Source organism: Adhaeribacter rhizoryzae (assembly GCF_008629685.1).
GTDB lineage: Bacteria > Bacteroidota > Bacteroidia > Cytophagales > Hymenobacteraceae > Adhaeribacter > Adhaeribacter rhizoryzae.
Genome location: NZ_VWSF01000016.1, coordinates 1 through 25,450, shown reverse-complemented (window position 1 = coordinate 25,450; position 25,450 = coordinate 1). Strand labels below are relative to the sequence as shown.

Genomic DNA, 25,450 nt, shown 5'->3' with positions numbered 1-25,450 from the left:
ATCTCCTGATTGGCGCACTAGCAATTAGCCTTTATTTTTTGCTCCCATATTAACTTCAAAGGATAATGGAAATGATTTATTATCCCGTATTACTATGTTGCAACCATGCATACAAATAATTTAGAATAAAGCGTTTTAATTAGGCGCTTTGGTATTTGCGTAACAAACCACCAACTTTGCCTTAAAATCTTCTTTTTAAACCAAACTTAAAAGATGTTAAAACACCCCCTTAAATTTTCAGGGCTTGCTTTGCTGGCAGCAGGTTCTTTCTTAACCGTTAGTTGCAACAAATCGGGCACAACGGAGCAAGCCAGAGAATTGCACTCCGGCATTATCCGCGAGAATATGGATACTACCGTTGCCCCCGGCAATAATTTTACGGCTTATGTAAACGGCAACTGGGTCAAAAAAACCGCTATTCCGGCCGATAAATCAACGTACGGCGTATTTCATATTCTCAACGACAAAGCCCAGGAAGATGTAAAAGCCATTATTGAAGCATCGGCCAAAGGCGATTTTGACGAGGGAACCGAAGAACAAAAGATTGGTGATTTATACGAATCGTATCTGGATACCAAAAAGCGCGACGAATTAGGCATTAAACCTTTGGCGCCTGAGTTCCAAAAAATTGCGGCCATCAATAATTACAAAGATTTAGCCGGGTATTTTGCTTACGCGAATAAGTACAGCAACCTGGTGCCCATGAATGTGCAGGTTACCGAAGATTTTAAAAATCCGAAGCAATACATGCTCTTAACCTGGCAAGGCGGCCTGGGCTTACCCGAGCGGGAATATTATTTGCTAACCGATGCTAAATCGAAAGACATCCGGGCGAAATACGTAGCGCACATCGAGAAAATGTTAACGCTGGCGGGCATTGCCGATGCCAAAGCCAAAGCGGCCCAAATAATGGCCCTGGAAACGCAACTGGCTACCAAGCACATGAAAAAAGAAGATACCCGCAACATGGTGGCCCTTTATAACAAGTACGCGGTAAAAAGCCTGAACACCTTAATGCCCGATTTTGATTTACCGTATTTATTGCAGCAAGCTGGCATTAAGCAAGATAGTATTGTAGTGGCGCAGGTAGCTTATACCAAAGATTTAAACAATATTATTAAAGCTACCCCCCTCGATACCTGGAAAACTTACCTGCAGTGGAGCGTGGTGCATGGCGCAGCTACCGTTTTAAACACACCGTTGGATCAGGAGAACTTTAATTTTTACAACAAAACCCTGAATGGTACCCAGGAACAACGGCCGCAATGGCGCCGGGCTGTAGATGTAATAAACGGCAGTTTAGGCGAAATGGTGGGCAAAGTGTACGTGAAAAAACATTTTCCGCCCGCAGCCAAAGAACGGATGGATGCCTTGGTGAAAAATTTATTGAAAGCTTACGAATCTAGCATTAAAGAGCTGGATTGGATGAGCGAAGACACCAAAAAGCAAGCCCTGGATAAATTAAATAAATTTACGCCCAAAATTGGCTACCCCGATAAATGGCGCGATTACTCAGACCTGAAAATTGTAAAAGGCGATTTATTTGGCAACATGATGCGGGCCACCGAATTTGAGTACAACCGCAACATTAATAAGCTGGGCAAGCCCGTTGACCGCGGCGAGTGGTACATGACACCCCAAACCATTAATGCGTATTACAACCCGCCGTTAAACGAAATTGTGTTTCCGGCCGCTATTCTGCAACCGCCTTTCTTTGACCTGAACGCCGAAGATGCCGTTAATTACGGTGCTATTGGGGGCGTTATCGGTCACGAAATTGGCCATGGCTTCGACGACCAGGGCAGCACCTTTGATGGCAACGGCGTAATGCGCAACTGGTGGACCGAAAAAGACCAGCAGGAATTTAAAAAGCGGACCGGCTCTTTGGTAAACCAGTACAATGCATTTAAGGTATTTCCGGATTTAAATGTAAACGGCACATTTACCTTAGGCGAAAATATTGGCGATTTGGGTGGTTTAAGCATTGCCTTAAAAGCCTATAAATTAAGCTTAAACGGCAAAGAAGCACCAGTACTGGATGGCTTTACCGGTGAGCAACGGGTATTTATTGGCTGGGGACAAGCCTGGCTGAACAAAGCTCGCCCGGAATCTCTCCGCAACCAGGTAAACACCGATCCGCATTCGCCGGCCAAGTTCCGGGTAAACGGTGTGGTCCGGAACGTACCGGAATTTTATACCGCCTTTAAGGTACAACCAACTGATTCTTTGTATTTAGCCCCGGAGAAACGCGTTAAAATCTGGTAAGTAGCCCGGATTTAGTAATTAAAACAAAAGCCTGTTTATGTAGTTAAACAGGCTTTTGTTTTTTTAAGTAAAAGAAAAATCTAAGAATATTCCGGCATTAGTAATACCAGGATTGCTTAATAGTTGGTAACGAGCTGACCGCTTAAAATATTGGTATTACCTGCAGGAGGCGTTAAAAATCCTCTTAAGAGCAACGAATAAGATTTACCGGCGGTTAAGGACACGTCCGAAAGGGTTAATAAAACCTCGTTGGTACCGGCTCTTTTAACTTGTATGGTTTGGCTACCACTGGTTAAATCTTTAAACAATGTATGTTCTTTAAAAGCTAAATCGGCAGCAACTGAGGTGCCCGTGGTGCCGGTAGTTACCACATCTACAGCCGGCGCATCCGGCGATAAATGAATAAGGCGCAAGCCGGCTTTACCGCTGGCAGGTGTTATAATGGTGTCGTTTACAACTAATATTTCTATGTTCTGCAGCCGGTTTACCGTAAATATTGAATAAAGCTTGTCTTCTTTAAACGTTAAAGTAGTATCGATGTAAGCGTTGGCGGCATTTACCGGCGTAAACTTAAACTTCCGTTTGCCGGTCAGGAAATTTAAATAATTAGAATAATTATTATACTTAAAAGGCTGCGAATTTAAGCGTTGGTTATCTACTAAAATATCAACATCGGGGGCATCTGGCGAGCCGTGGTATAAGGTTACATAGGCTACCGGCATTGGTTCAGGGGAATCGTCGTTCTTATCTAAACAAGAAGTTAACGACAAAGAAAATACACTTACTAAAACAAGACTGGCTCTTTTTAAGAATAGATTACTGAAAATACTTTTCATTGAAAATAATTAAATTGGTGATACATTAATTTTGCCCTTACCCTTAAAACAGATTGCGCGGGTTCTGTTTTATCGGGGACGAACACCAAAATGACCCACCTTATTTAATATAGGTTGCAAGCGCTTTGCCCGTAAACAACAGATTTACCTTATCAGGTTAGTTTACAGGAATTTAAAATGCCCCTTTTTTTACTGACTACAAGCTTTTACCGGCTTGCGGTAGTTTTAAATATTAAATAGGAGGCAAGTTTTAGGGTTAGCATAACTCGGCTTACGCGTAATTATATTTTGATTAGAATCTATTTATTTCCCTATCGGCTAGCCGGTGAATCAATATTTTAAACCTCTCTAACGCGCTTTTACGAGTACCGCACCCACAGCCGTAAGTTTGGGCCTCAACCATCGGGTAAAAAAAGCAGTAGAAATGTACTATTTATTTACCCCTGCTATGGCTGCCTCTAAAATTCCTTTATACAGTGCCTTGGTGGCTAACTTAGCCATTGCCATTACCAAATTTATTGCTGCCGGCGCCACGGGTAGTTCGGCCATGATTTCGGAAGGTATTCACTCCTTAGTAGATACTACCAACGAAATATTGCTCTTATATGGCATTCACCGGAGTAAAAAACCCGCCGATGCCCAACGCCCATTTGGCTACAGCAAAGAATTATATTTCTGGGCTTTTATTGTTTCTATCTTAATATTTGGCATAGGCGGGGGTATTTCCTTTTACGAAGGCGTTACGCATTTGCAGCACCCATCTGTTATTGAAGATCCGCATTGGAATTACCTGGTGCTGGGCATTGCGTTTGTACTCGATGGCTTTTCGTTTTTTACCGCCCAGCGCGAATTTACCCGCCAGCGGGGCAGCACGCCGTTCTGGGCGGCCGTCCGGAAAAGCAAAGACCCATCTACCTTTGTAGTGTTATTCGAAGATGCCGCCGACCTGCTTGGTCTTACCGTAGCTTTTCTGGGCGTATTCCTGGGCCATTATTACCAAAACCCTTATTTCGATGGCATTGCTTCGATGCTGATTGGCGTTATACTGGCCGCTATAGCAACCTTATTGCTGATAGAAAGCCGGAGTTTGCTCATGGGCGAAACCGCCGAACCAGAAATATTGCAAGAAGCCATGCAACTGGCCAGCAACAACCCGGGGGTTGCCAAAGTTGGGTTGCCGCTCTCGATGTACATGGGGCCGGAAGATATTATTTTGGCTATTCCCATAACCTTCCGGGATGAGGTAACCAGCCGCGAAATTACCGAAACCATCGCGCGCATCCAGCAAAATATTCAACAGCAAATTCCGCCGGTGAAACAAATATTTATTAATCCTACCAGCCCAACGGTTACAAATAATTAAGCGACTAGCCAACTATGTACATCATTAAATTAAAAATTACTTCCCCAAGTGCATCCCTGCCCGACATCTTTCATTATGTTGGTTATTATTTAAGATTACTTTATAAAAACACCCAAATAATTAATAATGAATTACAGTATGAGGCCACCGAAAACGGTGTGATGCTAAATTTATATTGTCCGGAGAAAGATTCTTACAAAGACAAAAACGCTAGTTACTATGCAATTAATGCCAAAAACAATTTCCCGACCGAATTAGAACTGAATTTAACTTTTGAACTGGTTGGTCTAGACCCGGAATTAGGAAAAACATTTATTCCAAAAAAATCTACGCATTACATTTTAACTGAACCCTTAGATGGCAATTGGTCACCGCTTATTTGCGGCGATACTTATAACCAAATTCCGTTGTACAAAATCCCCTTTACTTATGAAGGTAAAAGCCACCAGGAAATAAATTATTGGGAATATAATTACCGAAGTATTAAAACTTTGTGGCATATTGGTTATGGTCAGGACCGGTGGACGCTAAACCAGTTACAGAATTACAAAAGTGAACTGAACCAAAAAGGCGTATCCTGTTGCCGGCAAATAGAAAAGGTTACGAATATTCCTACCTACTATTTTCTGTTTAACGATCGGGCCTGGGGCAAGACAAAGGACAAAAGCCGGAAATGCCCCGGTTGCGGTAAAGATTGGTTTATTCCGGATAGCACCAACAATAATTTAGTTGCCTTTAAATGCGATGATTGCAGATTAGTTTCCCAATTATCTTCCCGATATTAGACTTAAAAATCGTTTTTTTTGGCATAAAGGATTCCTCTCGTAAAAGATTGGGAAGTGATATTTTGGTTGTAGTTCTAATTATTTTAACAACGCCAATCGGGAGATTGGCTTTCCTAAAAATGCGTAGAGCGCTTCGCTAACTCTACGCATAACGAGGCTTGCTTAAGCCTTGCGCCCAGTGGGTAAAAAGGAGGTTTATTTTCAATCTAAGAATAGCCTTATATTATAACAGGTTCTGAGAAAGGTAAGTAGCCAGGGTATCGGCTATAATAAAATTCAGCTTGTTCGAATAATGCACTTTATCTACGTACAAATTTTGTTTTTTATTCTTTTGCATATCAGCCAGCCAAATGAAATTTCCTTGCGCTTCTAATTCCTTTAAGTTCTTGAAAAAGTAAGTGTAAGCACAATCCCGGGAGTTCGGATTATAGGCATTACGGACACCAAACAAATCTTCTTTCGGGAAATACAGGTAGCGGGAAGAAGGCTGCCAAACAAATAAGGTGTTTATTCTTTTTTGACTGGCAACGGCCTCTATCATGCTTTTAGTCTGAATATATCTGTTGTAACACCTTTCTAAATGGCTGGGTGCGCAAAAGTCCGGAATATTCGCTTCGGTATTTTTTAAAATTCGGCCTTGTATGGCGTAAACCAACCGCATTAAAGGTATTTGCTTAACCCATTTTTGTAAAAAGAAACCAGGTTTGCCTTCGTACAAATTTCGCATTTCGGTGGCATAAGAAGGCTCTGCAAATACCCCAACATCATTTAGGCCATCAATAAATATAGCTAAATCCGGAACCTGATTTTGGTAAATCAATTTTTCAAAAAAAAGCTTTTCCTGCACCGAGTAATAAAATGCTGTCCCGAAGTTATAAACGGCAATTTGTTTTTTTGTCCGGCTGTTTTTATTTAACAGGTTTTGCAAATAAGAGGGTATCGTCTCCTGATCGGCTACGCCGTAGCCAAAAGTGGTAGAGCCCCCAAAAACAAAAATATTGTATTTACTTGTATCGATTGGCCAGGCGCTTTGGTCTTTAATAAACCGGAAGCCGGCAGAATGGATATTTACATAAGTGCCTTTAAAAGGCTTCTCTTTAAAAGTAGTGTAATAATTGTATGCCAAAGGGCGGTTCCAGGTTTCTGTTAGCAATTGGTTTATTTGGGAATAAGATAAATGGGGATACGCCTTTGTAACCGCTTCTTTCCCGTATTTCTGCGTTATCTGGTTATCGTAATTTGCCTGGTTCTTTTCTTTATAAGAATAAAAAACAGCTAAAATAAAATTTAGCAGGAGCAAAAAGATGAGCGTATTTAAAAAGATTATGGCGGTTTGTTTGTAATATTTCAGCATTTAAGCAGGTATAGTAGATGTTGGCCGGTATAATCAGATACCTTTGAAAAATAGGGTTATTATTTAGGTTAAAGAAATTTGCCGGCCATCTAATTTTTAGTTTATGGCAGGTTTAGGTAAAGATAAAAAGAATAAAAATAAAAGATTCTTCCGCTGGCACCAGTTGCAAGCTCGCCCGCACCAGCGAAGAAAATAATTATAAATACTTGCTTAAATATTAAACTAAATAAATATTTTCTACTGCCAAGGGTTTTGCTTCTTTTGGGTAGAGATATAGCAGAAATTTACGTATTTAAGTAAAGCCAATTTTAAGCTTTATTAGCAAAAAATTAAACAATGAGCATCACCACCACCGATAAAAATATTGCCGCGTTAGCCGCCCGGTTCGTAAACAACACGCACCGCCACGTATTCTTAACAGGCAAGGCGGGCACGGGCAAAACCACTTTTCTGCGCTACATTACCAACCACACGCACAAGCAGGCGGTAATTGCCGCCCCTACGGGCGTGGCCGCTATCAACGCCGGGGGCGTAACGTTGCACTCGCTTTTTCAGTTGCCATTTGGCGCTTACCTACCCGATACCAAATTACCGGCCAGCCATAACAACCAGCATTTTAATACCCGCGAGTCGCTTATCAGGGGCTTGCAAATTAGAGGTAACAAGCGGCGGCTGTTGCAGGAACTGGAACTACTAATAATTGATGAAGTAAGTATGCTTCGGGCCGATTTACTCGATGCCATTAACACGGTGTTGCAGGTAGTACGGCGGCAGGGCAATATGCCTTTTGGCGGAGTACAAGTGCTTTTTATCGGCGATTTATTGCAGTTGCCCCCGGTGGTAAAAGACCAGGAATGGCAAGTGCTGCAACAGTATTACAACAGTCCGTTTTTCTTCGATGCCCAGTGTCTGCAAGGGCCGCACAAGCCGCTGTATATTGAACTAGACAAAGTTTACCGGCAGTCCGACGATACTTTTATAAAGTTGCTGAATAATTTGCGCCATAACCGGTTGCTGCCGCAAGATGCCGAACTGCTGAACCGCCACTACCAACCCGGCTTCCGGCCCGCCCCCAACGACCCTTACATTCTGCTCACCACCCACAACCACAAAGCCGATACGGTTAACCGCGAAGCACTGCAAAAATTGCCGGGCACATCGTATTATTTTCAGGCCGAAATAGATAAAGATTACCCCGAACACATGTTTCCGCTGGAAGCCACCATGGAATTAAAACCCGGTGCCCAGGTAATGTTTATTAAAAATGATCCTACCGGCGAGAAACGTTTTTACAACGGCAGAATTGGCAAAATAGCCGATATTAATGAAGATGGTTTTCAGGTAGAATTTCCGGACGATAAAACAAAAGTAAAGGTAGAAAAATACGAATGGCAAAATATCAGGTACCGTTTTAACGAAACCACCAACGAGGTAGAAGAAGAAGTACTGGGCACTTTCCGGCAATATCCGGTGCGGCTGGCCTGGGCCATTACGGTGCACAAAAGCCAGGGGCTTACTTTCGAGAAAGCCGTTCTGGATTTGGGCAGCGCTTTTGCGCCGGGGCAAGTGTATGTAGCGCTCTCCCGGTTGGTATCGCTTCAAGGGCTGGTACTTAGTTCGCCGGTACCATCGGTGCTCCCCAACCAGGATCAGGCCATTACGGGTTTTGCCGGCAGCACAGGTCAGGAGCCATTAGAAAGCGTACTGAAAACCGAATCGCAGGCTTTCCTGAAAAATTCGTTGCGGCGCTGTTTCGATTTTGCGCTTTGTGCCGGGCATTTGCGGCAGCATTTGGCCAATTACACCAAAGACGAACAACGCTCTACGCGGCAAAAATATTTACCTTGGGCCCAGGAACTGGAAGCAATATTCCGGAAGGAAAAAGAAGTAGCCGATAAGTTTGGGCAACAACTGGCCGGATTGGTAGAGCAGCAACCGCTAAACCTGGAACAACTGGAAGCCCGCATCCGCGCCGCTACCGAATATTTCCGGCCCCGCCTGAAAGAACTAAGCAGCAGTGTGCTAACGCAAGCCGGGAAAGTAGCCCAGGAGAAAAAAACAAAGCAATACCAAGCCGAACTAAAAGAACTCGAATCGCAAATATTCCGGTTGCAGCAACACCTCGAAAAAGCCACGGCCCTGCTCAGCTCTTTTAAAGAAGGCAAAGAGCTAACCAAAGAGGCCGTACCAAATGTAGCCACCCAGGAACGCCAGCAGCAAATAGAAGATGCCCTGCCAACGCGTACCCGGAAAAGCCGAACCACGAATAATGCCGAACCAAAAGAAAAAGGTGAAAAGAAAGAAAAAGGGCAAACCCAGGAAGAAAGCTACCGGCTGTACCGCGAAGGATTAAGCATTTCGGAAATTGCGGCTACGCGGGGCTTAGCCCAAACTACTATTGAAGGACACCTAGCCCGCTACGTGCAAGCCGGCGCTATTCCCATTGAAACGTTCCTGGACCCGGTAAAACTAGAGCAAATATTAATTGTAGCCCGCACCGTAGATACCGACCAGCTTTCGCCGATAAAACAATTGCTGGGCGATGAATTCTCTTATACCGATATTAGGTTTGCGGTGGCTTTTGCCAAGGGAGCAGAAAATAAATAAGAAATAATTGCCAGGCCTGTGCCCGGCTAAAACCAGCCAGGCCGGTAACTTTAATTTTATTATCTAAATTGGCATTCTCCTTTTCCCGTTCCTGGTAAGATTCGTTTCGGGCCAGGAAAAACCACTTTTTAAACCGTAAATCGCAACTACCATCCAGCATATAACAAAACGTTTTTCCGTTCCATTTAGACAGTACGGCGCGCTCGGGTTTTAAAGAACGATCGCGTACCCAAATAACATCGCCGTGCCGAAAGTCCCGCATGCTTATTTCTAATTCTTTTCTTAAATAAACTACTACTAAAAACAGAATTAGCGCTACTTCGACCAGAAATATTAGCATAGATATATATAATAATCAGTTTAAAACCTTGTATTATTTATTCAAATATGAGAGAATATTCTGAAAAGACAAACACAATAATAAAGCTGGTTTAGCCGTTCAGCAGAAAATTATTAGGCCACTTGTAACGCTAGCTACTGGCCAAAAATAGGCTAAAAACACCTGTATTAAAGCCTAAAAGTAGATTAATTATTTTTAACAAATTCCGATAGATTATGGCTTTTATTTTGTTCTAAAGCCTTCTTATTTACTGATGCTACACAATAATTCGGGAAAGATGAACTTTTGTCTTGAGCCCACTTGTGTCATTCAGGAGGAATCTATTTGGCTGCTTGCTAAATAGGTTCCTCCTGAATGACACGTGTGAATTACTTAAAATTCTATTATTAACTTTTGCGTAATAGCAGATATTTAGATTTAAAAACATTAAGCCAGGCAAGGCGGTATTCTAATAAAGTTAAAAAAATCAACATGGCATTTCCGGCTTCCGAAGGTTCTGTTTTGGGTAAACTCATGGATACAATGCCCCAAACCGGGCGCATCACCTGGATTGGCATTCGGCCGGAACGCCGCCAAACGCCTGTTGCGGTTACCACCGTAGAAGCCCTAACCAACCGCCACCTGGCCGGCGACCATTACGCAGGTAAACCCGGCAGCAAACGGCAAGTTACCCTTATTCAGGCCGAACACTTAACTACTGTAGCCGCGATAATGAATATTCCTAACCTGGACCCTGGCTTAATCCGGCGGAACCTGGTAGTAGCGGGTTTAAATTTATTAGCCCTGAAAGACCGGCAATTTTGGGTAGGCGAAGTTTTGCTCGAATATACCGGCCTTTGCCATCCGTGCTCGCGCATGGAAGAAAACCTGGGCCCCGGCGGCTACAATGCCATGCGCGGCCACGGCGGCATTACGGCCCGCATTTTACAAGGCGGGTTACTTAAAGTAGGCGATGTTGTGCGGCTGGCGTAAAAAAGCTTGGGTTAATTTTTAGCTGAATATAAATTGCAGCTGCTACCGATTATAACCCGGTTAAAAATATAACAGAATGGCTGCAACGGAATATTCTGGCCTTGCTCCCAGAACAGCAAACTCTTTAACCGCTAACCTTTTGAGCCAAAAGCCGAAATATTTCGGGCATCAGGAATAAATAAATTATATTTGCACCCATTAGAAGCAAGCTGGTAAAAAGGGTTGGCAGATTTTTTTTCGTGGTATTTACACAGTTATATTCCTCTGAATCAAACCGCTGAAACGTTACTGCCGCCTAAGCCCGGCTGCTGCTACAGCACAAGCGCTTACTAACATATACTATTCTTTCGTTGTACAGAGTTAGTATAGTTAATAAATATTTATTACCGGTTTAAAAAGTATTGCATGGGTCTTTTCAATTTTTTAACGCACGACATAGCCATTGATCTGGGTACTGCTAATATATTAATTATTTACCGCGATGAAGTAGTAGTAGATGAACCGGCAATTGTGGCTTTTGACCGTACTACCAACAAAGTACTGGCCATTGGGCATAAAGCCATGCGCATGGAAGGGAAAACCCACGAAAATATACGAACGGTAAGGCCTTTAACCGATGGCGTTATTGCCGATTTTAATGCGGCCGAGCACATGATTCGGGGCATGATAAAAATGGTAAACATGAAACGGCATTGGTTTTCGCCGTCGTTGCGCATGGTGGTTTGCATTCCGGCGGGTATTACCGAGGTTGAAAAAAGAGCTATCCGCGACTCTGCCGAAATTGCCGGTGCGAAAGAAGTTTACCTCATTCACGAGCCCATGGCAGCCGCTATTGGCATTGGCATTGATGTAGAAGAACCTACCGGCAACATGATTATAGATATTGGCGGCGGCACCACCGAAATTGCAGTAATTGCCATGAGCGGCATTGTTTGCGACCAGTCTATCCGGATTGCCGGCCAAACCTTCGACTCCGAAATAATGCAATTTATGCGGCAGCAGCACAACCTCATGATTGGTATTCGTACGGCCGAAATGATAAAAATATCCGTAGGTTCGGCGCTAAGCGAACTACAGGAACCACCCGATGATATTGCCGTACTGGGCCGCGACCTGATGTCGGGTATTCCGAAGGAAATAAAAATAACGTACTCTGAAATTGCCGAGTGCCTGGATAAATCGATTGCCAAGATTGAAGAAGCCGTTATGAAAGCGCTGGAAATTACGCCCCCGGAATTATCTTCGGATATTTACCAGAACGGTATGTACTTAACCGGCGGCGGAGCTTTGCTGCGCGGCCTGGACCGGCGCATTTCGCTCCGCACCAAACTGCCGGTGCATATTGCCCCTGACCCGCTCCGCGCGGTAGCCCGGGGTACCGGCGTAGCCCTGAAAAACGTAGGCCGCTTTAACTTTTTAATGCGTTAAAACCGGCGCCTTATTTATTTAGGCTGCTTTTATACAAAGCCTTATAAAATATAAAAGACGTTCCTCTTAGCCGGGGAACGTCTTTATTACTTATAACTTATCACTTAAAACTTCTTACTTATTTAATTTAAGTGAAATTTCTGAAATTTTTTGGGTATTAAAGTGCGGGAGGTTAACAGCAAGCCATATACCACTAGCATAATTACTACTACAATAGCCGTTTGCAGGTTACTAATCATGTAAGCGCCACTCGAAATATGCTGGGAGCCATTCATTAATTCTTTGCCCACGCTGGTTTGAATACTACTCAACTGCACCAAATCTTTATGAATAGCTAAAAACAAAGGCCCCATTTCTTTCTCGTAGGTATCTGCCGCTAAGCTTTCTTTATTAGTTAAATATTCGGTTTCTAATTTGTTGTACTGGCGCACGCTGGCTTTAAAATGATTCAGACTGGTACTTTCTTCATCTACCAGGTAAGTAGATTCGTAAGCCAGAATAATCGAATCTATTTGGCTGTTATGCGCCGCCAGTTGCTTTTTAATTAATCGAAAATCCTGACTGGCCGGGTTAATCAAATATTTTTCCAAAGCCAACCGCTTTCTGTACATAATATCGTTGGCATGAAAAAGCTCGGCGGCCGGTATCAGCCGGTCGTTGTAAATAGACGAAACCGATTCGTTTATATCGGTAAAATATTTCTTCTCTAAAAAATTACTACCCATAATGGTAACTACTATTGCCAGCAACAAGAGAGCAGTTTTAGATTTTTGTTGAATACTATATAGCCACTTCATAATAATCTCCTTTCCTAAATAATATTTAATATACGAGTTTCTTTCTATATAACCTCATTTGTGCTAAGGTTAATTCCCGCTGGTGCGGGTTTGTTGTTGGCGTAAGGTAATGTGCAGTTAATTTAGCTGATATTTTAACAAGTTCTTATTTATTAACGATTTACAATTATTATTTAGCTTACAATAACTAAAAAAGATGTAATCAGTACATCCGAATGCACCCTTAACCTAAACCAAAATGGCAAGGCCTACTACTTTGCAGAAATTTAACCGGGTTATGCTGGCATTTTTGCTGTTTTTTAGTTTTTTACACTTGGGCGCGCCTTTTTTAAAACCGTTGGCCATTGGCGGTTTATTTGCCATGTTGCTGGTGCCCGTTAGCCATAAACTCGAAAAATGGGGTATTCCAAGGTTGTGGGCCGCAGTTATTAGTGTTATTGCCATTGTAATTGTGCTGGTAATTTTACTAATCTTACTCATTAACCAAATTGGCAACCTCACCAACGACCTTCCGGAACTGGGTAAAACCCTGGCCGATAAATTAGAACAAATCCACGCCTTTATTATAGATAAATTTAACCTCACCAATCAGCAGCAGATGGAATACATCCGGCAGGAGCTGAAAATATCGGTGCAAACAATAGCTTCTTCTTTAAAAACTGTACTTCGTTTTTCCGGCACTATTCTGATAAAGTTTATTCTGGTAATGATTTTAACGGCGGTGTTTTTGTTTTACCGGACCAAACTCAAAAACTTTGTATACATGCTGTTTGGCGCTTACCAGCACCACGACCCGTACTTGATTGTAGCGGCAGAGGGCACCAGCCACCCCAGCGCCATTATTAACGATATTGCCCAGGTAGCCAACTCGTATATTGCCGGGGTATTTTTGGTAACTTTAATATTATCGGTGGTAAATACGCTGGGGCTGATGCTAATTGGTTTGGAGCACGCTTTGTTTTTCGGGATACTGGCGGGTATTTTAAATATTATACCCTATGTGGGTTCGGTGGGCGGCAGCCTTATTCCGGTGGTTTATGCGTTAATTACCCGCGATTCGTGGTCTATGCCATTAATTATTGGAATATTTTTTCTGGTGGTGCAACTAAGCGAAAGCTATTTTCTAACGCCTAATATTACCGGCGCCAAGGTACGGCTAAACCCTATGGCCATTATTATAGGCTTGCTGCTGGGGGGCTTTATTTGGGGTGTAGCCGGCATGATTCTGGTTATTCCGTACCTGGGCATTGCCAAAGTTATTTTCGACCACGTAAATAAACTCCGGCCCTACGGCTACCTACTGGGCAAAGACGAAAACAGCAACGGCACTTAAATATTCCGGCAAGAAGGTAAATCCAACCTTGACTTCAATATTTAGAAACCGTTTTATTTCTCAGATACTAACACGTAAAGAATTAAAAGTATAAGTAATTCACGCTCTATCATTCTGGGAATACAAGTATTCCGGGAGGAAACTATTTAGCAAGTAACCAAATAGGTTCCTCCTGAATGATAAGATTTGGATCAATAAACCAAAGCAAGGTAAAATTTAATCTTTATTTAAATCCTCAAACATCAGTACTTAATCGTGCAGAATATTTATCAGAAGCGGAATATTATCGGTTTGAATGGCATCGGGGTTTTTCTGAATAGCTTTTACCAAGCCACTGCGCGATTTTATACCGAGTACCGTTACAAATAAACCTTGCCGGTGCGCTTCCTGTACCTGGGTGCCGGTAATTTCGTAGCTAAACACTGTAATACCTTTAACGCCTAATTGCACCGCCACCGGAATATCGGTATCGGGGTATCGGGTATAAAGCGATATCCACAAACGGCTATCCTGGGCCTGTAACGCTTGTACCATCAGCACCGAACTGGTTTCTACGTGGGTCCAGGAATAAGCATTATATTTATTTATTAAGGCCGCAATAGCTTCTGCAAAATCCACAACGTGGGGTACTTTCTTTAGATTACAGCTATTCAGCAGTTTAATATCAATATGAATTTGGGGCTTTTGCGGGTAGCCGGCAAATTTTTGCAACACCGTTTCCAGGGTAATTAGTCTTTCCTGATTTCTTAAAGAATTACTTACATCCCGGTTGTAGCGGCATTTCAAAACTTCTTCGGCCGTCTGGCCCGAGATACAGTCCGAACAATTAGTTTGGCTTTGCAGAAATTCGTCGTGGTACAAAATTAATTGGTTATCGGCGGTAAGTTGCACGTCCACTTCCACCCCATCTGCTTGCAAACCCTCAATGGCTTGGCTTATACCAAGCAGGCTATTGGCCGGCAACGGGTTAAAGTACGACTGAAAGCCGCCGCCACCATGCCCGATAACCAATATTTTGCCATTGTTGAGGTTCTGAATCTTAGCTGGTTCTATTTTTTCGCACCCAGTTAACCCTGCCAAACCAGCCGCCAGTAGCAAGCATGCTTGTTTAAATTTCATTTCCGAAGTGATAAGCAAGCCCTAATTTAACCAGCATATTTAAACCCTGCACCTGCAAATTATCGTCGCGGAAACGACTGGAAACCGACTCGTGGTAGAGGCCCACGTTAATAGCGTTAAATATGGCGAGCCGTGCACTCAGGCTGTATTGTAAACCGTAGCCCAAACTTATTTCGTGGGTAATATTGCGCTTGTCACTGCAATCGCCGGTGGGGCAGTAAGGCCGCTGAAAAGAATTCTGGTAATCTATGTTGGCAAAGCCCTGCAACCGTTGGTTAGCCGAAAAAGAAGTATAGTAATAGAAAGCTGCTGCGCCACCCCAGGGCCCGGAAGCCAGCCGGTAACTATCGGTGAGCAAAAAACGGGGGCCAACCGTTAAAGCCAGGTTATTTCTTTTAACACTTAGCCCCGCCGAAACGCCCAGGCCGGTATAAGATAAACTCGTACTCAGCGAACTACCCACCTGAATTTTGGGTGCTGGCACCTGTGCCCAGGCAATTGGTTGCCCGGCAAATATTCCCAACATCCCTAATAATAAATATAAACCAATTGTCTTCATTAATTTTTCAGGAGCGCCAAACGGTAACAGTTAAGCGCAATTACCAATAGCAGATTATATTACCGAACCGAATTTTTGATTTTTGTTTAATTACCCGATGGCGTTGCCAAATTTATAACAAAGGTAAAAGATAAAATGCAGAATTAACCTTACTCTAATTACCGAAAATCGGGTTAATTCCAGCTTATACCACCCCAATGCCCTCCTGCCAAACCATAATTATAATATCTGCTTTGCAGTTATTGCGGGTTCTTAAAAATTAACTACCCGGCTCCTGCTGTAACAACAAGCTTTAAAAACTGATTTAGCTGCATTTTTTACAACATAATGGCTAAATACAATTTATATTTTGTAAATGATTCAAAATTCGAACCTTTTAACTTTAGTTTTATATTACTAAACAATAATATTAGAAAATATACGGCAAAAGCAATGTTCCATTTTGAGCCATTAAATCTCAACCATCTATTTTGATATATTTTTAAATAGTTTCGATTTATTCTAAATTAAATTTAAAAAAACAGCTTTTTTATTGACATACACGTAATAGTAGCATACATTTGTAACGAAAATAAATATTACTATTATGAAAAAAGTTATTTACACTGCCTTATTGATGACGGGGTTATCAGTGGGCTCATTTGCCAAAACCGTTAACGACGAAGGAAAAGAAGCTAAAAACAACGCTCCCGCTAAAGTTAAATATTCGAGCGAGCTTGCCGATGCCGAAAACGTGGTATGGTCTTCATCTGCAAGGTTTAAGAAAGCTACATTTGTGAAAGACGGCGTACAAATGACTGCCTTTTACAACCGCGTAAACGAGTACGTAGCTACTACCCAACTGATAGAAGTTACCCAATTGCCGGCAACTGCCATTAAAAGCCTGATTAAGCATTATCCGGGTTACCAAATGGGCGAAATTATCAAATACACTGGCAACAACGAAGCTTACTTTGTAAACCTGAGAAATGAAAAAGAGAACTTCCTGGTAAAAATTACAGATGATGCGAACATTGGTTATTTTAAAGATTTGAAATAACCGGATGTTATGAATTGTAAAGCCAGAAAAATGCCTGAATCCTTACCAACTTTGTGCTGGTAAGGATTTTTTTTCACAAATCCCCTCTTATACTTTCTCTTTCTGCTACTAATTCACTTCTTTTAGGGCTCTGCTGCCTTATTCTTTTATTAAAAGTCTGGTATTAAATTAATTAGGTTTTATCTTTCGAAAGATTTCATCTTTCAAGGTGATGGTGCTAACTGTATTTAAAAGCCTAAGTTTGCTCTAGCCCGCGAGGGCCCGTTTGGTCATTCGGGCTGCTCATCTTTCCTTTCCTCCTACGTCGGAATGCTGCGCACCGGAAACCCAGAAGAGCATCTTCCAAAAGGTCCTCATCGCCCAAACTGCTGTAGTCTGCTTCGTAGCTGCTGGTTGTTGCTCTTTCCATTAATATTATTTTTGAAGAAATACTAACTATGAAAAGTTAGCCGTAGAAAACGCATCAGCGGAGTTCCCCGCCTATTTTAGGAGGAGCTAGGGGTGGTAAAACCAACAACCAACCTTAACCGAGCAGATGCAAAATATTGAGATGGGGCAATATTATAATCAGAACTTGGCTGGGAGGGCTTGTAACCACCCGCATTTAATTCCGTTTTCAGTAGCGTTGGGCTAAACAAACTATCTTGCCGGCACCCGCAAACAGAAAACTATGGAAAATAAAAAATTAGGCTGGGCCATTGTGGGCCTGGGGAAATTTGCCACCGAACAATTAATACCTGCTTTTAAAGATTGTAAATATTCTGAACTAGTTGCTTTGGTAAGCGGCTCGCCGGATAAAGCCAAACGCATTGCCGCCGAATATAACCTGGATGCCAGCAATATTTACGATTACCAGAACTACGACTCTATAAAAGACAACCCGGCGGTAGATGTAATTTATATTGTTTTGCCCAACAGCTTACACGCCGAATTTACCGTTAGAGGCGCCCAGGCCGGCAAGCATATTATGTGCGAAAAACCCATGGCTACCAGCGTGGAAGATTGCCAGAAAATGATAGAAGCCTGCCGGCAAGCCGGTAAAAAACTCATGATTGGCTATCGCGCGCAGTACGAGACTTACAACCTGAAGTGCATAGAATTAATCCGGGAGGGTAAAATTGGTGACCTAAAACTAATTACCTCCGACCACGGCCGCCCCTTAAAACCCGATCAGCCGGAAGATAAATGGCGCACTAATAAAAAGTTGGCCGGCGGCGGCTCACTCATGGATATTGGTATTTACAGTTTGCAGGCTTGCCGTTACTTAACTGGCGAAGAACCCGTTGAAATATCGGCCATGATGAGCAACACCCCCAACGACCCGCGTTTTAATGAAGTAGAAGAAAATATTACTTTTAGTTTACGTTTCCCGGGCGGCGTATTGGCTAATTGCAGTTCCAGTTACAGCTTTTTTGAGATAAAACGCTTCCAGGCTTTCGGCTCCGAAGGCAATATTACCCTCGACCCCGCCACCGATTACAACGAGCACCAACTTACGCTTAAAACCGATGCCGGCACCGAAGAAATTAAATTAGAAGGAAACAACCACTTTGCCGCCGAAATTGATCATTTTTCGGAGTGCATTCTGGAAAACAAAACACCCAAAACACCCGGCGAAGAAGGCTTACAAGATGTAAAACTCATGATGGCGATTTACGAAGCCGCCGCTACAGGTAAACCCGTAAAGGTGTAATCTTTCGCTTTGTTTGGGTCTGGTAATACTACTTTCAAATAGAAAATGCGCGTTAACTTCTTTATTAATATTTTCTCAGGAATCCTAACCCAACGCGGTCATTCCGGAGGAATCTTATCAGTAGGCAGCTAATAAGATTCTTTCAGAATGACCGCGGTGGGAGGTACGGCCTTTGCTTTATTTTAAAGCACAATAATCAACTCATTCTGTATAAATTATTCCGGAAAAAATTAAAAGAAAAAGGCTGTTCCGTATTGCAGAACAGCTTTTCTAATTATTTAAAAATTCATTTCGTCGGCGCTTGGGCCGTAGCTGCCGGGTATAGGAATATTTAACAACCGCAAATAAACGCCTAACTGGGCCCGGTGGTGAATAATCTGGCTAAAGGCCATCCGGATTACTTCGTGTTTGGGTGAGGTGCTATAAATTTCGTCGCCGTTGCGCAGCGTCCAGGGTTGCGTTAGTGGTTCTTCGGTGGCCTGCGCCAAAGAAGCTCTGCCATCGGCTAAAGATTCTTCAAAATAGGCCAGCAATTCTTCGGTGTTGTTAATATTTACGGGTTGGTACGGGTTGTTCGCAAAGTCGAGTTCATCGGTGGTAAGCGCCATGGTCACCCAACCGGGCAGTTCGGCAATGTGGGTAGCCAGCCGTTTAATGGTCATGCTTTTGGGGTGCGGCTGCCAATCGTATTTGTCGTTGGGTACACGCTCCAGCATTTTGCGGGTAGTTTGGGCTTCCTGCTCCAACTCTTTCGAGAACATTTTAATAATATCCATAGTTTTTAGTTGTTTATAAAGCAAAGAAACGCTGTTCCAGTGACAACCCTATGGCAGTGCTTTTCGGGTAAATAAAAAAATATTCTTTTTTTACCGGAAGCTTGTTAATATTCCACCGGTAATATTTTCAGCGATGCATTCAGGTCTAGGGAATCGGCGCTTTTAAAAATTGGCTGGTGCTTTTTATTTTCAAAATTCAGGCTACCCTAAAATTCAGTATTCCTGTCGCAAGTAGCACCAAGCTATCAGGCATAAAATATCAGCCAATAAGTTCTGAGAAAACGCCTGCTACTATTGCTTAATAAATGCCGTTACCACAACCATTTTAGCAGCCCGCTTAGTAACTCCGTTTTCTATATAATTATCGGGCGTAATAGCTACTTGCCAGTACATTCTTTCTTCGGTTAAAAAGGTAATTAAGTGTTGCGAACCGCCGGGTGTGTCCAGAAGAATATATTTTTCATCTTCTATCTCGTGTAACACATACTTAGATGATTTCGGCGCTGCATTTTGCTTTGATAAGGTAACATACCCTTTCGTAAATTTAAAAGTAACAGTATCGTTTTCCTGCTCCTCAAAAATTTTGTTACCCGCGCCATCGTAATAATTGCGGGTAAAGGTGCTTTTCCAGTTTCCTTGTAGGCGGTCGTCCAGGCTAGGCACCGGCGCTGCTTTTTCGGCACAACCTACTAACAGCCATAAAAATATTGGCAGGATAAATATTACCTTCATGCTGTTTTATTTAAAAGTTATAGTTATTAAAATATCACTGCTTTTTATTAAGTGGGTAATTGAAGCTGCGCCAGAACTAAATACGAAGCAGGCGTATGCATCAGGCTGGTTCTGGCGAAATAACCCGATAACAAAACCAATAATGCGCATAGTATGCTTATTATTTGTAACGTTATACGCTTATAAGATAAACGTAAACGGCCGTAAAACCAAGCCATTATTTTGCTTAGATTTACCTTAAATTATTTAACCTGTGCATACTATTTCTAAAAAGAAGCTGGTTTACCCGGTATCGAAAAAGCTGCGGAAATACCTGCATACCTACGACCGGGAAAGAAAGCTGCCCCTGGGCTACGAAGACCTTACGCATTATACCGAATCTTTTCCGTACTTCGATAAACAAGGCCAAGATACGCTGTGGCAAATTGTGCTTTACGAACAACACCTGCGCGAAGAAATAAACCAGGGCTTAACCATGATTTATGCCTTATTAAAAACCGATGGCGATATTTCGGTGATGGAGCACTTAGAGGTATCGCGCGTTGATTATTGTACTTTCGGCAATACCAATCCGTTCCGGGTACAAATTAAAAACCAGCTTAACGACAACTACGATTATTTTTACGTGAAACGGGCCGATGCTTCCCGCATTTACGGTCTGGAACTGGAGCATATATTATCGCCGAGCCGCATTAATTACCTCGTAGACGGCGAAACCCTAATTGAAGAGCACATTGCCGGCATACCCGGCGACGTGTTTATAAAAGAATATTTGCACCGTCCCAATACCAACCTGGTACGCATTGCCAAAGAGTTTGTAAAATTTAACGAACGCTGCTTTATCCGGCTCCTCGGCGATATGCGCTCTTATAACTACGTAATAGATGTTACGCCTGATTTTGAAGACGAGCAGTACCGGGTGCGTTCCATCGATTTCGACCAGCAATCGTACGAAGGCCGCAAGGTTATGTACCTGCCCCAGTTTTTTAAAGACAACAACAAGGTAGTAGAACTGGTATTAAAACTGCTGAAGCCCCAAACCGTGCAGCAATATTTAAGCGAAGAACGCACCCTGCTGTACCACCGTTTAAAACTGGCCCGCTACCGCCTGAAAGATTTAATTGATATTATGCGTACCGACACCATTTCGACGGCCGAAAAAATAGAACAGCTAAAAAAAGATTTGGCTGAACATCACCAGTCAGAGGAGTTTTTGCGGTGCAATAATATGGGCGATTTGGTACGTTTAAACCTGAAAACAATTCTTACCCGCGAGCCCCGCATTGTGGTTAATGTGCAGCGGAAACAAAGCCCTGGCAATTTAAAGAAGAGAAGTTAAAGCCTAACCAATTAAAAATGTATCACTGCCTATCATCAGGCTTCCGCCATTTTAGTCCGGCGGAGTTTTTCGCGTTGGGCCAGCACCAAGCCGGCAATTACCATAGCCGTGCCGCCGTATGTATAACCGGTAATTGGCTCGCCCAGTAAGGCCCAGGAATAAATAAAGCCAAATATAGGGCAAAGAAATAACCAAAGCGAAGCCCGAACCGTGTCTTGCCGCACCAGGAAAAACCAGAGTTGTAAGGCCACAATCGAAACCGGCCCGATGAGCCACAACACGCCGCCCCAAAACTGCGCATTCCAGCGGGTGGCGCTAATATTGGCAGTAAACAAAGTAAAAGGCAGCAGAAAAATACCGCCAATTAATACCTGCCAACCGTTAATAACCAAAGCCGGCAAATTCCAGGTTATGCGCGCATAATAAACCGTAGCTGCCGAAACCGATACCATTCCGGTGAGCAATATTATTAAGCCGGTAAGGGTTGCGTGGCTGGTTTGCAGTAAGGGGTAAGTGGCCAAAGCTACACCCGCCAAACCCAGCAAAATACCGGCTCCTTCGTACCACTTTAAGGTGCGTCGCAGCCAAACCGCCGAAAGTAAAGTAATAAACAAAGGATTAGTAGCCGTAGATAAACTGCCGATGCCCGCCGAAACCTGTTTTAATGCCAGTACAAAAGCGCCCAGGTAAATAGTAGTATTCAGCAGCGCAAACACCATTATATAACGCCATTGTACGCCGCGGGGCATCGGATTGCCGCCGGGTTTTAAAAAATAAGCATAACCCAGCATAAGGCTGCCCGCTATTAAAAACCGGACCAAAGCCAGCACGAGCGGGTCGGCGGCCTGGATGCCTATTTTGGTTGCTACCGATGCCGAAGCCCACAGCATGGCAAAAAATAATCCGGGCAGTAACTGGCGCATAGTTGGGTTTAATATTTACGCCGGCAAAGTAAATAATTTAACGCCAAACTAGTAGGATGAAATATTGCTGTTTCTGCGCCAGATATTTCTGGTTAGTAGTCTTTAATAATTGTTATCGAAAATCAACCTGAAAACTATTTTTAATTTAAATATTGCCGCACTTCGCAAGCAAACGCAGTTTTATTTATAGCAGAAAAGTAAAAGAATAAAGACTTTTTTTATAGATTGAAGCATGAGCGCCGTCATAAATTGTGCTGCCTATACCAATGGTCACCGGATAGCCAACCTCAAAATAAACGACATTGGCAAAATACTCCAGCAAACCGATAAATTTGTTTGGATAGGCCTTAACGAGCCCGACGAAGCGTTGCTGGCCGAAGCCCAGCAAGAATTTGGCTTACACGACTTGGCCATTGAAGATGCCCACCGCGCCCACCAGCGGCCCAAAATTGAAACCTACGGCGACACTTTCTTTATTGTACTGCGCACGGCCCAGTTACAGGAAGGTCAGCGCGAAATTGTTTTTGGCGAGACCCACTTTTTTGTAGGCGTAAATTTTATTGTATCGGTGCGGCATGGCTCTACTTTTTCTTACAGCGATGTGCGCGCCCGCTGCGAAAGTACGCCGCACCTGTTGCGCAAAGGCCCCTTCTTTGCCCTTTATGCGGTTATGGATGCCATTGTTGATCAGTATTTTCCCATTATACAAGCCTTAGGCGAAGAACTGGAAAAGCTGGAAGCTGATGTTTTCAGCGGCAAACCCAACCGCGAAACCATTACCCAGATTTACCAGCTAAAACGGGAACTGCTGGAAATAAAGCGAGCCGTTTCGCCGCAGATAGATATTTGTAACCGCCTCATGCGCTTCGACTCTACCATTATTCCGGAAGAAACCCGCCCCTACTTTAGAGATATTTACGACCACGCCATCCGGATAAACGAAATGATAGATACCACCCGCGAACTGCTTACCAGTGTACTCGAAGTTAATTTCTCGCTTATTTCTATTTCGCAGAACGAGGTATCTAAAAAATTTGCCGGTTGGGCGGCCATTCTGGGCGTACCCACAGCCATTGCCGGCATTTACGGCATGAATTTCGAATTTATTCCGGAATTAAACTGGCGGTTTGGTTACCCGGTGGTACTGGTATTTATTGCCGGTACCTGTGTTTTCCTTTACCGGCATTTCAAGCAATCGGGCTGGCTGTAAACCCAATTCTATTTTTTTATTAATCCGGAATAATTCTGAATATTTTAACCCTGTATTGGGGAAATGAGTATACCTTGCCAGCTATATTTTAGATAAAATAATTTGACTAAACGTGATTTTGATGCGGTAGTAGTAGGCAGCGGCCCTAACGGTTTGGCCGCGGCCATTACCTTACAAAAGTCTGGGTTATCGGTTTTGTTGCTGGAAGCTAAAGCTACCATTGGTGGCGGGTTACGCTCCGCCGAACTAACCTTACCCGGCTTTACCCACGATATTTGTTCCGCTATTCACCCGCTGGCCGCCGAGTCGCCTTTTTTTAAAACATTGTCGCTGCAAGCTCACGGCCTGGAATATATTTACCCGCTTGTTGCGGCGGCGCATCCCTTCGATGATGGTACTGCCGCTATCCTGGGCAAATCATTAACCGAAACCGCTCATTTACTCGGAACGGATGCGCAAGCTTATCAAAATTTGTTAGCGCCTTTAATAAAAGACTGGCCCGGATTGGCAACCGCAATATTGGGACCGTTGCGCATTCCAAGTAATCCGTTTGCTATGGCCCGGTTTGGCTTAAAGGCGCTTACTTCGGCAAGCTTTCTGGCTAACCGCTACTTTAAAACTACCAAGGCGCGCGGGCTTTGGGCTGGCATGGCGGCGCATGCTATTCAGCCTTTATCTAATATTACCACTTCGGCTATTGGGCTGGTACTAATGGCCATGGGGCATTTGCACGGCTGGCCAATGCCCAAAGGCGGCTCTCAGTCTATTGCGGATGCATTAGCCGCTTATTTTATTTCGCTGGGTGGAAAAATAGAAACAAATACTTATGTAAGTTCTTTAAAAGAATTGCCTGCTACTCACGCCGTTTTGCTCGATGTTACCCCCAAACAATTATTGCAAATTGCCGGTCACCAATTTTCATCGGTTTATAAATGGCAACTACAACGGTACCGCTACGGCATGGGCGTATTTAAAATTGACTGGGCGTTGGCTGGCCCCATTCCTTTTACAGCACCTGAAGTCCGGCAGGCCGGCACCGTACATTTAGGCAATACCCTGGAAGAAATTGCCGCTTCGGAAAAATCAACCTCTCAAGGCAAACATTCCGAAAAGCCTTTTGTACTGCTGGCCCAACAGAGTTTGTTCGATGCAACCCGCGCTCCATCCGGACAACATACTGCCTGGGCTTACTGCCACGTACCCAACGGTTCCGAAAAAGACATGACCGCCGCTATTGAAAACCAGGTTGAGCGCTTTGCCCCCGGCTTCCGGGATTTAATTCTGCACCGCCACGTCATGAACACCGCCCAGATGCAGGCTTATAACAGCAATTATATTGGCGGCGACATAAACGGCGGCATTATTGATATTGGGCAACTTTTTACCCGGCCAGCCTTGCGGCTTTCGCCGTATCGTACCTCGGCCAAAGGCATTTACATTTGTTCTTCTGCTACCCCACCGGGCGGCGGTGTACACGGCATGTGCGGCTACCACGCGGCCCGCCGGGCGCTAAAAGACGTCTTTAATATCCGGGCTACACCCAGTTTATAATATTTGTTGCATAAATTACCGGCAAGTCTGTAATTGGCAAGTGATACCAATTTCTATAATCAATATTCCATAGAAAGGCTGTTCAGGTATTATTCTAAGAGGAAGGTTCTTTGTAATTTATTCAGAGCTCTTTGATATTCTGTGGTACTTTTTCGGCCTTTCTAACTTTAGTCGGTTTGGCTTTTCTTCTGGCGCAGATTAACCCTTCCGCCCTCCGGGCACCTTCCCTAAATTAGGGCTACGATTAGGACACAAAATGGAGCGGGGAGCTGTTGGAGGTAAATGGCAGATGCAATATTTAGCAACATTCGGATAGAGCGACGGGTCAAGCAAGTAGTAGAAAAGATAATAGAAAAGCAAAGTGTGGTGATACATCAGCTAAGTGCGAGCGAAGCCGAGCAGCGGAGTTACTACCGTCTGCTGCATAAC

The 25,450-nt window shown here is 43.5% G+C and carries 21 protein-coding genes; 12 read left to right on the top strand and 9 right to left on the bottom strand.

Annotation, left to right across the window (positions count from 1 at the left end):
• The first annotated feature begins 213 nt into the window (after positions 1-213).
• Positions 214-2,265, top strand: a complete 2,052-nt coding sequence (locus tag F0145_RS18010; protein WP_150090503.1) for a M13 family metallopeptidase — start codon at positions 214-216, stop codon at positions 2,263-2,265.
• Between the two features lie 116 nt (positions 2,266-2,381).
• Here the strand turns inward: F0145_RS18010 and F0145_RS18005 are convergent, their stop codons facing one another.
• Positions 2,382-3,101 carry a DUF4397 domain-containing protein gene (locus tag F0145_RS18005; protein ID WP_150090501.1) on the bottom strand — a complete coding sequence of 240 codons (720 nt, stop codon included), beginning with the start codon at positions 3,099-3,101 and terminating at the stop codon, positions 2,382-2,384.
• 424 nt (positions 3,102-3,525) lie between these two features.
• Here F0145_RS18005 and F0145_RS18000 point away from each other — a divergent pair, with 424 nt between their 5' ends.
• Positions 3,526-4,464 (top strand): cation diffusion facilitator family transporter, encoded by a 939-nt coding sequence (locus tag F0145_RS18000; RefSeq protein ID WP_223816142.1) that lies wholly within the window; start codon positions 3,526-3,528, stop codon positions 4,462-4,464.
• A 14-nt stretch (positions 4,465-4,478) separates the two neighbouring features.
• A complete protein-coding gene (locus tag F0145_RS17995) occupies positions 4,479-5,249 on the top strand; it encodes a DUF2310 family Zn-ribbon-containing protein (RefSeq protein ID WP_150090499.1) in 771 nt (256 codons plus the stop codon).
• Between the two features lie 223 nt (positions 5,250-5,472).
• Here the strand turns inward: F0145_RS17995 and F0145_RS17990 are convergent, their stop codons facing one another.
• Positions 5,473-6,603 (bottom strand): SGNH/GDSL hydrolase family protein, encoded by a 1,131-nt coding sequence (locus F0145_RS17990; RefSeq protein ID WP_150090496.1) that lies wholly within the window; start codon positions 6,601-6,603, stop codon positions 5,473-5,475.
• Positions 6,604-6,939: 336 nt separating this feature from the next.
• Here F0145_RS17990 and F0145_RS17985 point away from each other — a divergent pair, with 336 nt between their 5' ends.
• Positions 6,940-9,210, top strand: a complete 2,271-nt coding sequence (locus F0145_RS17985; protein WP_150090494.1) for a helix-turn-helix domain-containing protein — start codon at positions 6,940-6,942, stop codon at positions 9,208-9,210.
• On the opposite strand, the gene F0145_RS17980 is transcribed toward F0145_RS17985, so the two are convergent.
• Positions 9,167-9,550 (bottom strand): hypothetical protein, encoded by a 384-nt coding sequence (locus tag F0145_RS17980; protein WP_150090492.1) that lies wholly within the window; start codon positions 9,548-9,550, stop codon positions 9,167-9,169. The genes F0145_RS17985 and F0145_RS17980 overlap by 44 nt on opposite strands.
• 471 nt (positions 9,551-10,021) lie before the next feature.
• Between F0145_RS17980 and F0145_RS17975 the strand changes: the two genes are divergently transcribed.
• A complete protein-coding gene (locus F0145_RS17975) occupies positions 10,022-10,522 on the top strand; it encodes an MOSC domain-containing protein (RefSeq protein WP_150090490.1) in 501 nt (166 codons plus the stop codon).
• A gap of 405 nt (positions 10,523-10,927) precedes the next feature.
• Positions 10,928-11,950 (top strand): rod shape-determining protein, encoded by a 1,023-nt coding sequence (locus F0145_RS17970; protein ID WP_150090488.1) that lies wholly within the window; start codon positions 10,928-10,930, stop codon positions 11,948-11,950.
• A gap of 122 nt (positions 11,951-12,072) precedes the next feature.
• Here F0145_RS17970 and F0145_RS17965 read toward each other — a convergent pair whose 3' ends face one another.
• A complete protein-coding gene (locus F0145_RS17965; RefSeq protein ID WP_150090486.1) occupies positions 12,073-12,747 on the bottom strand; it encodes an MCP four helix bundle domain-containing protein in 675 nt (224 codons plus the stop codon).
• A gap of 238 nt (positions 12,748-12,985) precedes the next feature.
• Between F0145_RS17965 and F0145_RS17960 the strand changes: the two genes are divergently transcribed.
• Positions 12,986-14,080: an AI-2E family transporter gene (locus tag F0145_RS17960; RefSeq protein WP_150090484.1), complete on the top strand. Its 1,095-nt coding sequence runs from the start codon at positions 12,986-12,988 to the stop codon at positions 14,078-14,080.
• Between the two features lie 249 nt (positions 14,081-14,329).
• Here the strand turns inward: F0145_RS17960 and F0145_RS17955 are convergent, their stop codons facing one another.
• Both F0145_RS17955 and F0145_RS17950 read right to left on the bottom strand, forming a co-directional pair.
• A complete protein-coding gene (locus tag F0145_RS17955; RefSeq protein WP_150090482.1) occupies positions 14,330-15,199 on the bottom strand; it encodes a glycerophosphodiester phosphodiesterase in 870 nt (289 codons plus the stop codon).
• Complete coding sequence (locus F0145_RS17950; RefSeq protein WP_150090480.1) at positions 15,189-15,758, bottom strand: hypothetical protein; 570 nt, start codon at positions 15,756-15,758, stop codon at positions 15,189-15,191. The genes F0145_RS17955 and F0145_RS17950 overlap by 11 nt, the downstream gene beginning before the upstream one ends.
• A gap of 586 nt (positions 15,759-16,344) precedes the next feature.
• On the opposite strand from F0145_RS17950, the gene F0145_RS17945 reads away from it, so the two are divergent.
• Both F0145_RS17945 and F0145_RS17940 read left to right on the top strand, forming a co-directional pair.
• Positions 16,345-16,797 carry a hypothetical protein gene (locus F0145_RS17945; protein WP_150090477.1) on the top strand — a complete coding sequence of 151 codons (453 nt, stop codon included), beginning with the start codon at positions 16,345-16,347 and terminating at the stop codon, positions 16,795-16,797.
• A 670-nt stretch (positions 16,798-17,467) separates the two neighbouring features.
• Complete coding sequence (locus F0145_RS17940; RefSeq protein WP_150090475.1) at positions 17,468-18,490, top strand: Gfo/Idh/MocA family protein; 1,023 nt, start codon at positions 17,468-17,470, stop codon at positions 18,488-18,490.
• 278 nt (positions 18,491-18,768) lie between these two features.
• Here the strand turns inward: F0145_RS17940 and F0145_RS17935 are convergent, their stop codons facing one another.
• On the bottom strand, positions 18,769-19,266 hold the full coding sequence (locus F0145_RS17935; RefSeq protein WP_150090473.1) for a DinB family protein: 498 nt from the start codon (positions 19,264-19,266) through the stop codon (positions 18,769-18,771).
• Positions 19,267-19,557: 291 nt separating this feature from the next.
• Positions 19,558-19,998 (bottom strand): hypothetical protein, encoded by a 441-nt coding sequence (locus tag F0145_RS17930; protein WP_150090471.1) that lies wholly within the window; start codon positions 19,996-19,998, stop codon positions 19,558-19,560.
• Positions 19,999-20,251: 253 nt separating this feature from the next.
• Between F0145_RS17930 and F0145_RS17925 the strand changes: the two genes are divergently transcribed.
• Positions 20,252-21,337, top strand: a complete 1,086-nt coding sequence (locus F0145_RS17925; protein WP_150090469.1) for a hypothetical protein — start codon at positions 20,252-20,254, stop codon at positions 21,335-21,337.
• A gap of 35 nt (positions 21,338-21,372) precedes the next feature.
• On the opposite strand, the gene F0145_RS17920 is transcribed toward F0145_RS17925, so the two are convergent.
• Positions 21,373-22,260, bottom strand: a complete 888-nt coding sequence (locus tag F0145_RS17920) for a DMT family transporter (RefSeq protein ID WP_150090468.1) — start codon at positions 22,258-22,260, stop codon at positions 21,373-21,375.
• 232 nt (positions 22,261-22,492) lie between these two features.
• Between F0145_RS17920 and corA the strand changes: the two genes are divergently transcribed.
• Complete coding sequence (corA, locus tag F0145_RS17915) at positions 22,493-23,470, top strand: magnesium/cobalt transporter CorA (RefSeq protein WP_150090466.1); 978 nt, start codon at positions 22,493-22,495, stop codon at positions 23,468-23,470.
• A 102-nt stretch (positions 23,471-23,572) separates the two neighbouring features.
• On the top strand, positions 23,573-25,021 hold the full coding sequence (locus F0145_RS17910) for a phytoene desaturase family protein (RefSeq protein WP_150090464.1): 1,449 nt from the start codon (positions 23,573-23,575) through the stop codon (positions 25,019-25,021).
• The last annotated feature ends 429 nt before the right edge of the window (positions 25,022-25,450 follow it).

What these genes read in the sequence shown, in the direction of transcription:
- F0145_RS17940 (WP_150090475.1), top strand. Translation starts at nt 17,468, where the DNA reads ATGGAAAATAAAAAATTAGGCTGGGCCATTGTGGGCCTGGGGAAATTT.
- F0145_RS17955 (WP_150090482.1), bottom strand. Translation starts at nt 15,199, where the DNA reads ATGAAATTTAAACAAGCATGCTTGCTACTGGCGGCTGGTTTGGCAGGG.
- F0145_RS17945 (WP_150090477.1), top strand. Translation starts at nt 16,345, where the DNA reads ATGAAAAAAGTTATTTACACTGCCTTATTGATGACGGGGTTATCAGTG.
- corA (WP_150090466.1), top strand. Translation starts at nt 22,493, where the DNA reads ATGAGCGCCGTCATAAATTGTGCTGCCTATACCAATGGTCACCGGATA.
- F0145_RS17975 (WP_150090490.1), top strand. Translation starts at nt 10,022, where the DNA reads ATGGCATTTCCGGCTTCCGAAGGTTCTGTTTTGGGTAAACTCATGGAT.
- F0145_RS17990 (WP_150090496.1), bottom strand. Translation starts at nt 6,603, where the DNA reads ATGCTGAAATATTACAAACAAACCGCCATAATCTTTTTAAATACGCTC.
- F0145_RS17935 (WP_150090473.1), bottom strand. Translation starts at nt 19,266, where the DNA reads ATGGATATTATTAAAATGTTCTCGAAAGAGTTGGAGCAGGAAGCCCAA.
- F0145_RS17980 (WP_150090492.1), bottom strand. Translation starts at nt 9,550, where the DNA reads ATGCTAATATTTCTGGTCGAAGTAGCGCTAATTCTGTTTTTAGTAGTA.
- F0145_RS17930 (WP_150090471.1), bottom strand. Translation starts at nt 19,998, where the DNA reads ATGAAGGTAATATTTATCCTGCCAATATTTTTATGGCTGTTAGTAGGT.
- F0145_RS18005 (WP_150090501.1), bottom strand. Translation starts at nt 3,101, where the DNA reads ATGAAAAGTATTTTCAGTAATCTATTCTTAAAAAGAGCCAGTCTTGTT.
- F0145_RS18000 (WP_223816142.1), top strand. Translation starts at nt 3,526, where the DNA reads ATGTACTATTTATTTACCCCTGCTATGGCTGCCTCTAAAATTCCTTTA.
- F0145_RS17985 (WP_150090494.1), top strand. Translation starts at nt 6,940, where the DNA reads ATGAGCATCACCACCACCGATAAAAATATTGCCGCGTTAGCCGCCCGG.
- F0145_RS17920 (WP_150090468.1), bottom strand. Translation starts at nt 22,260, where the DNA reads ATGCGCCAGTTACTGCCCGGATTATTTTTTGCCATGCTGTGGGCTTCG.
- F0145_RS17995 (WP_150090499.1), top strand. Translation starts at nt 4,479, where the DNA reads ATGTACATCATTAAATTAAAAATTACTTCCCCAAGTGCATCCCTGCCC.
- F0145_RS17965 (WP_150090486.1), bottom strand. Translation starts at nt 12,747, where the DNA reads ATGAAGTGGCTATATAGTATTCAACAAAAATCTAAAACTGCTCTCTTG.
- F0145_RS17970 (WP_150090488.1), top strand. Translation starts at nt 10,928, where the DNA reads ATGGGTCTTTTCAATTTTTTAACGCACGACATAGCCATTGATCTGGGT.
- F0145_RS18010 (WP_150090503.1), top strand. Translation starts at nt 214, where the DNA reads ATGTTAAAACACCCCCTTAAATTTTCAGGGCTTGCTTTGCTGGCAGCA.
- F0145_RS17960 (WP_150090484.1), top strand. Translation starts at nt 12,986, where the DNA reads ATGGCAAGGCCTACTACTTTGCAGAAATTTAACCGGGTTATGCTGGCA.
- F0145_RS17950 (WP_150090480.1), bottom strand. Translation starts at nt 15,758, where the DNA reads ATGAAGACAATTGGTTTATATTTATTATTAGGGATGTTGGGAATATTT.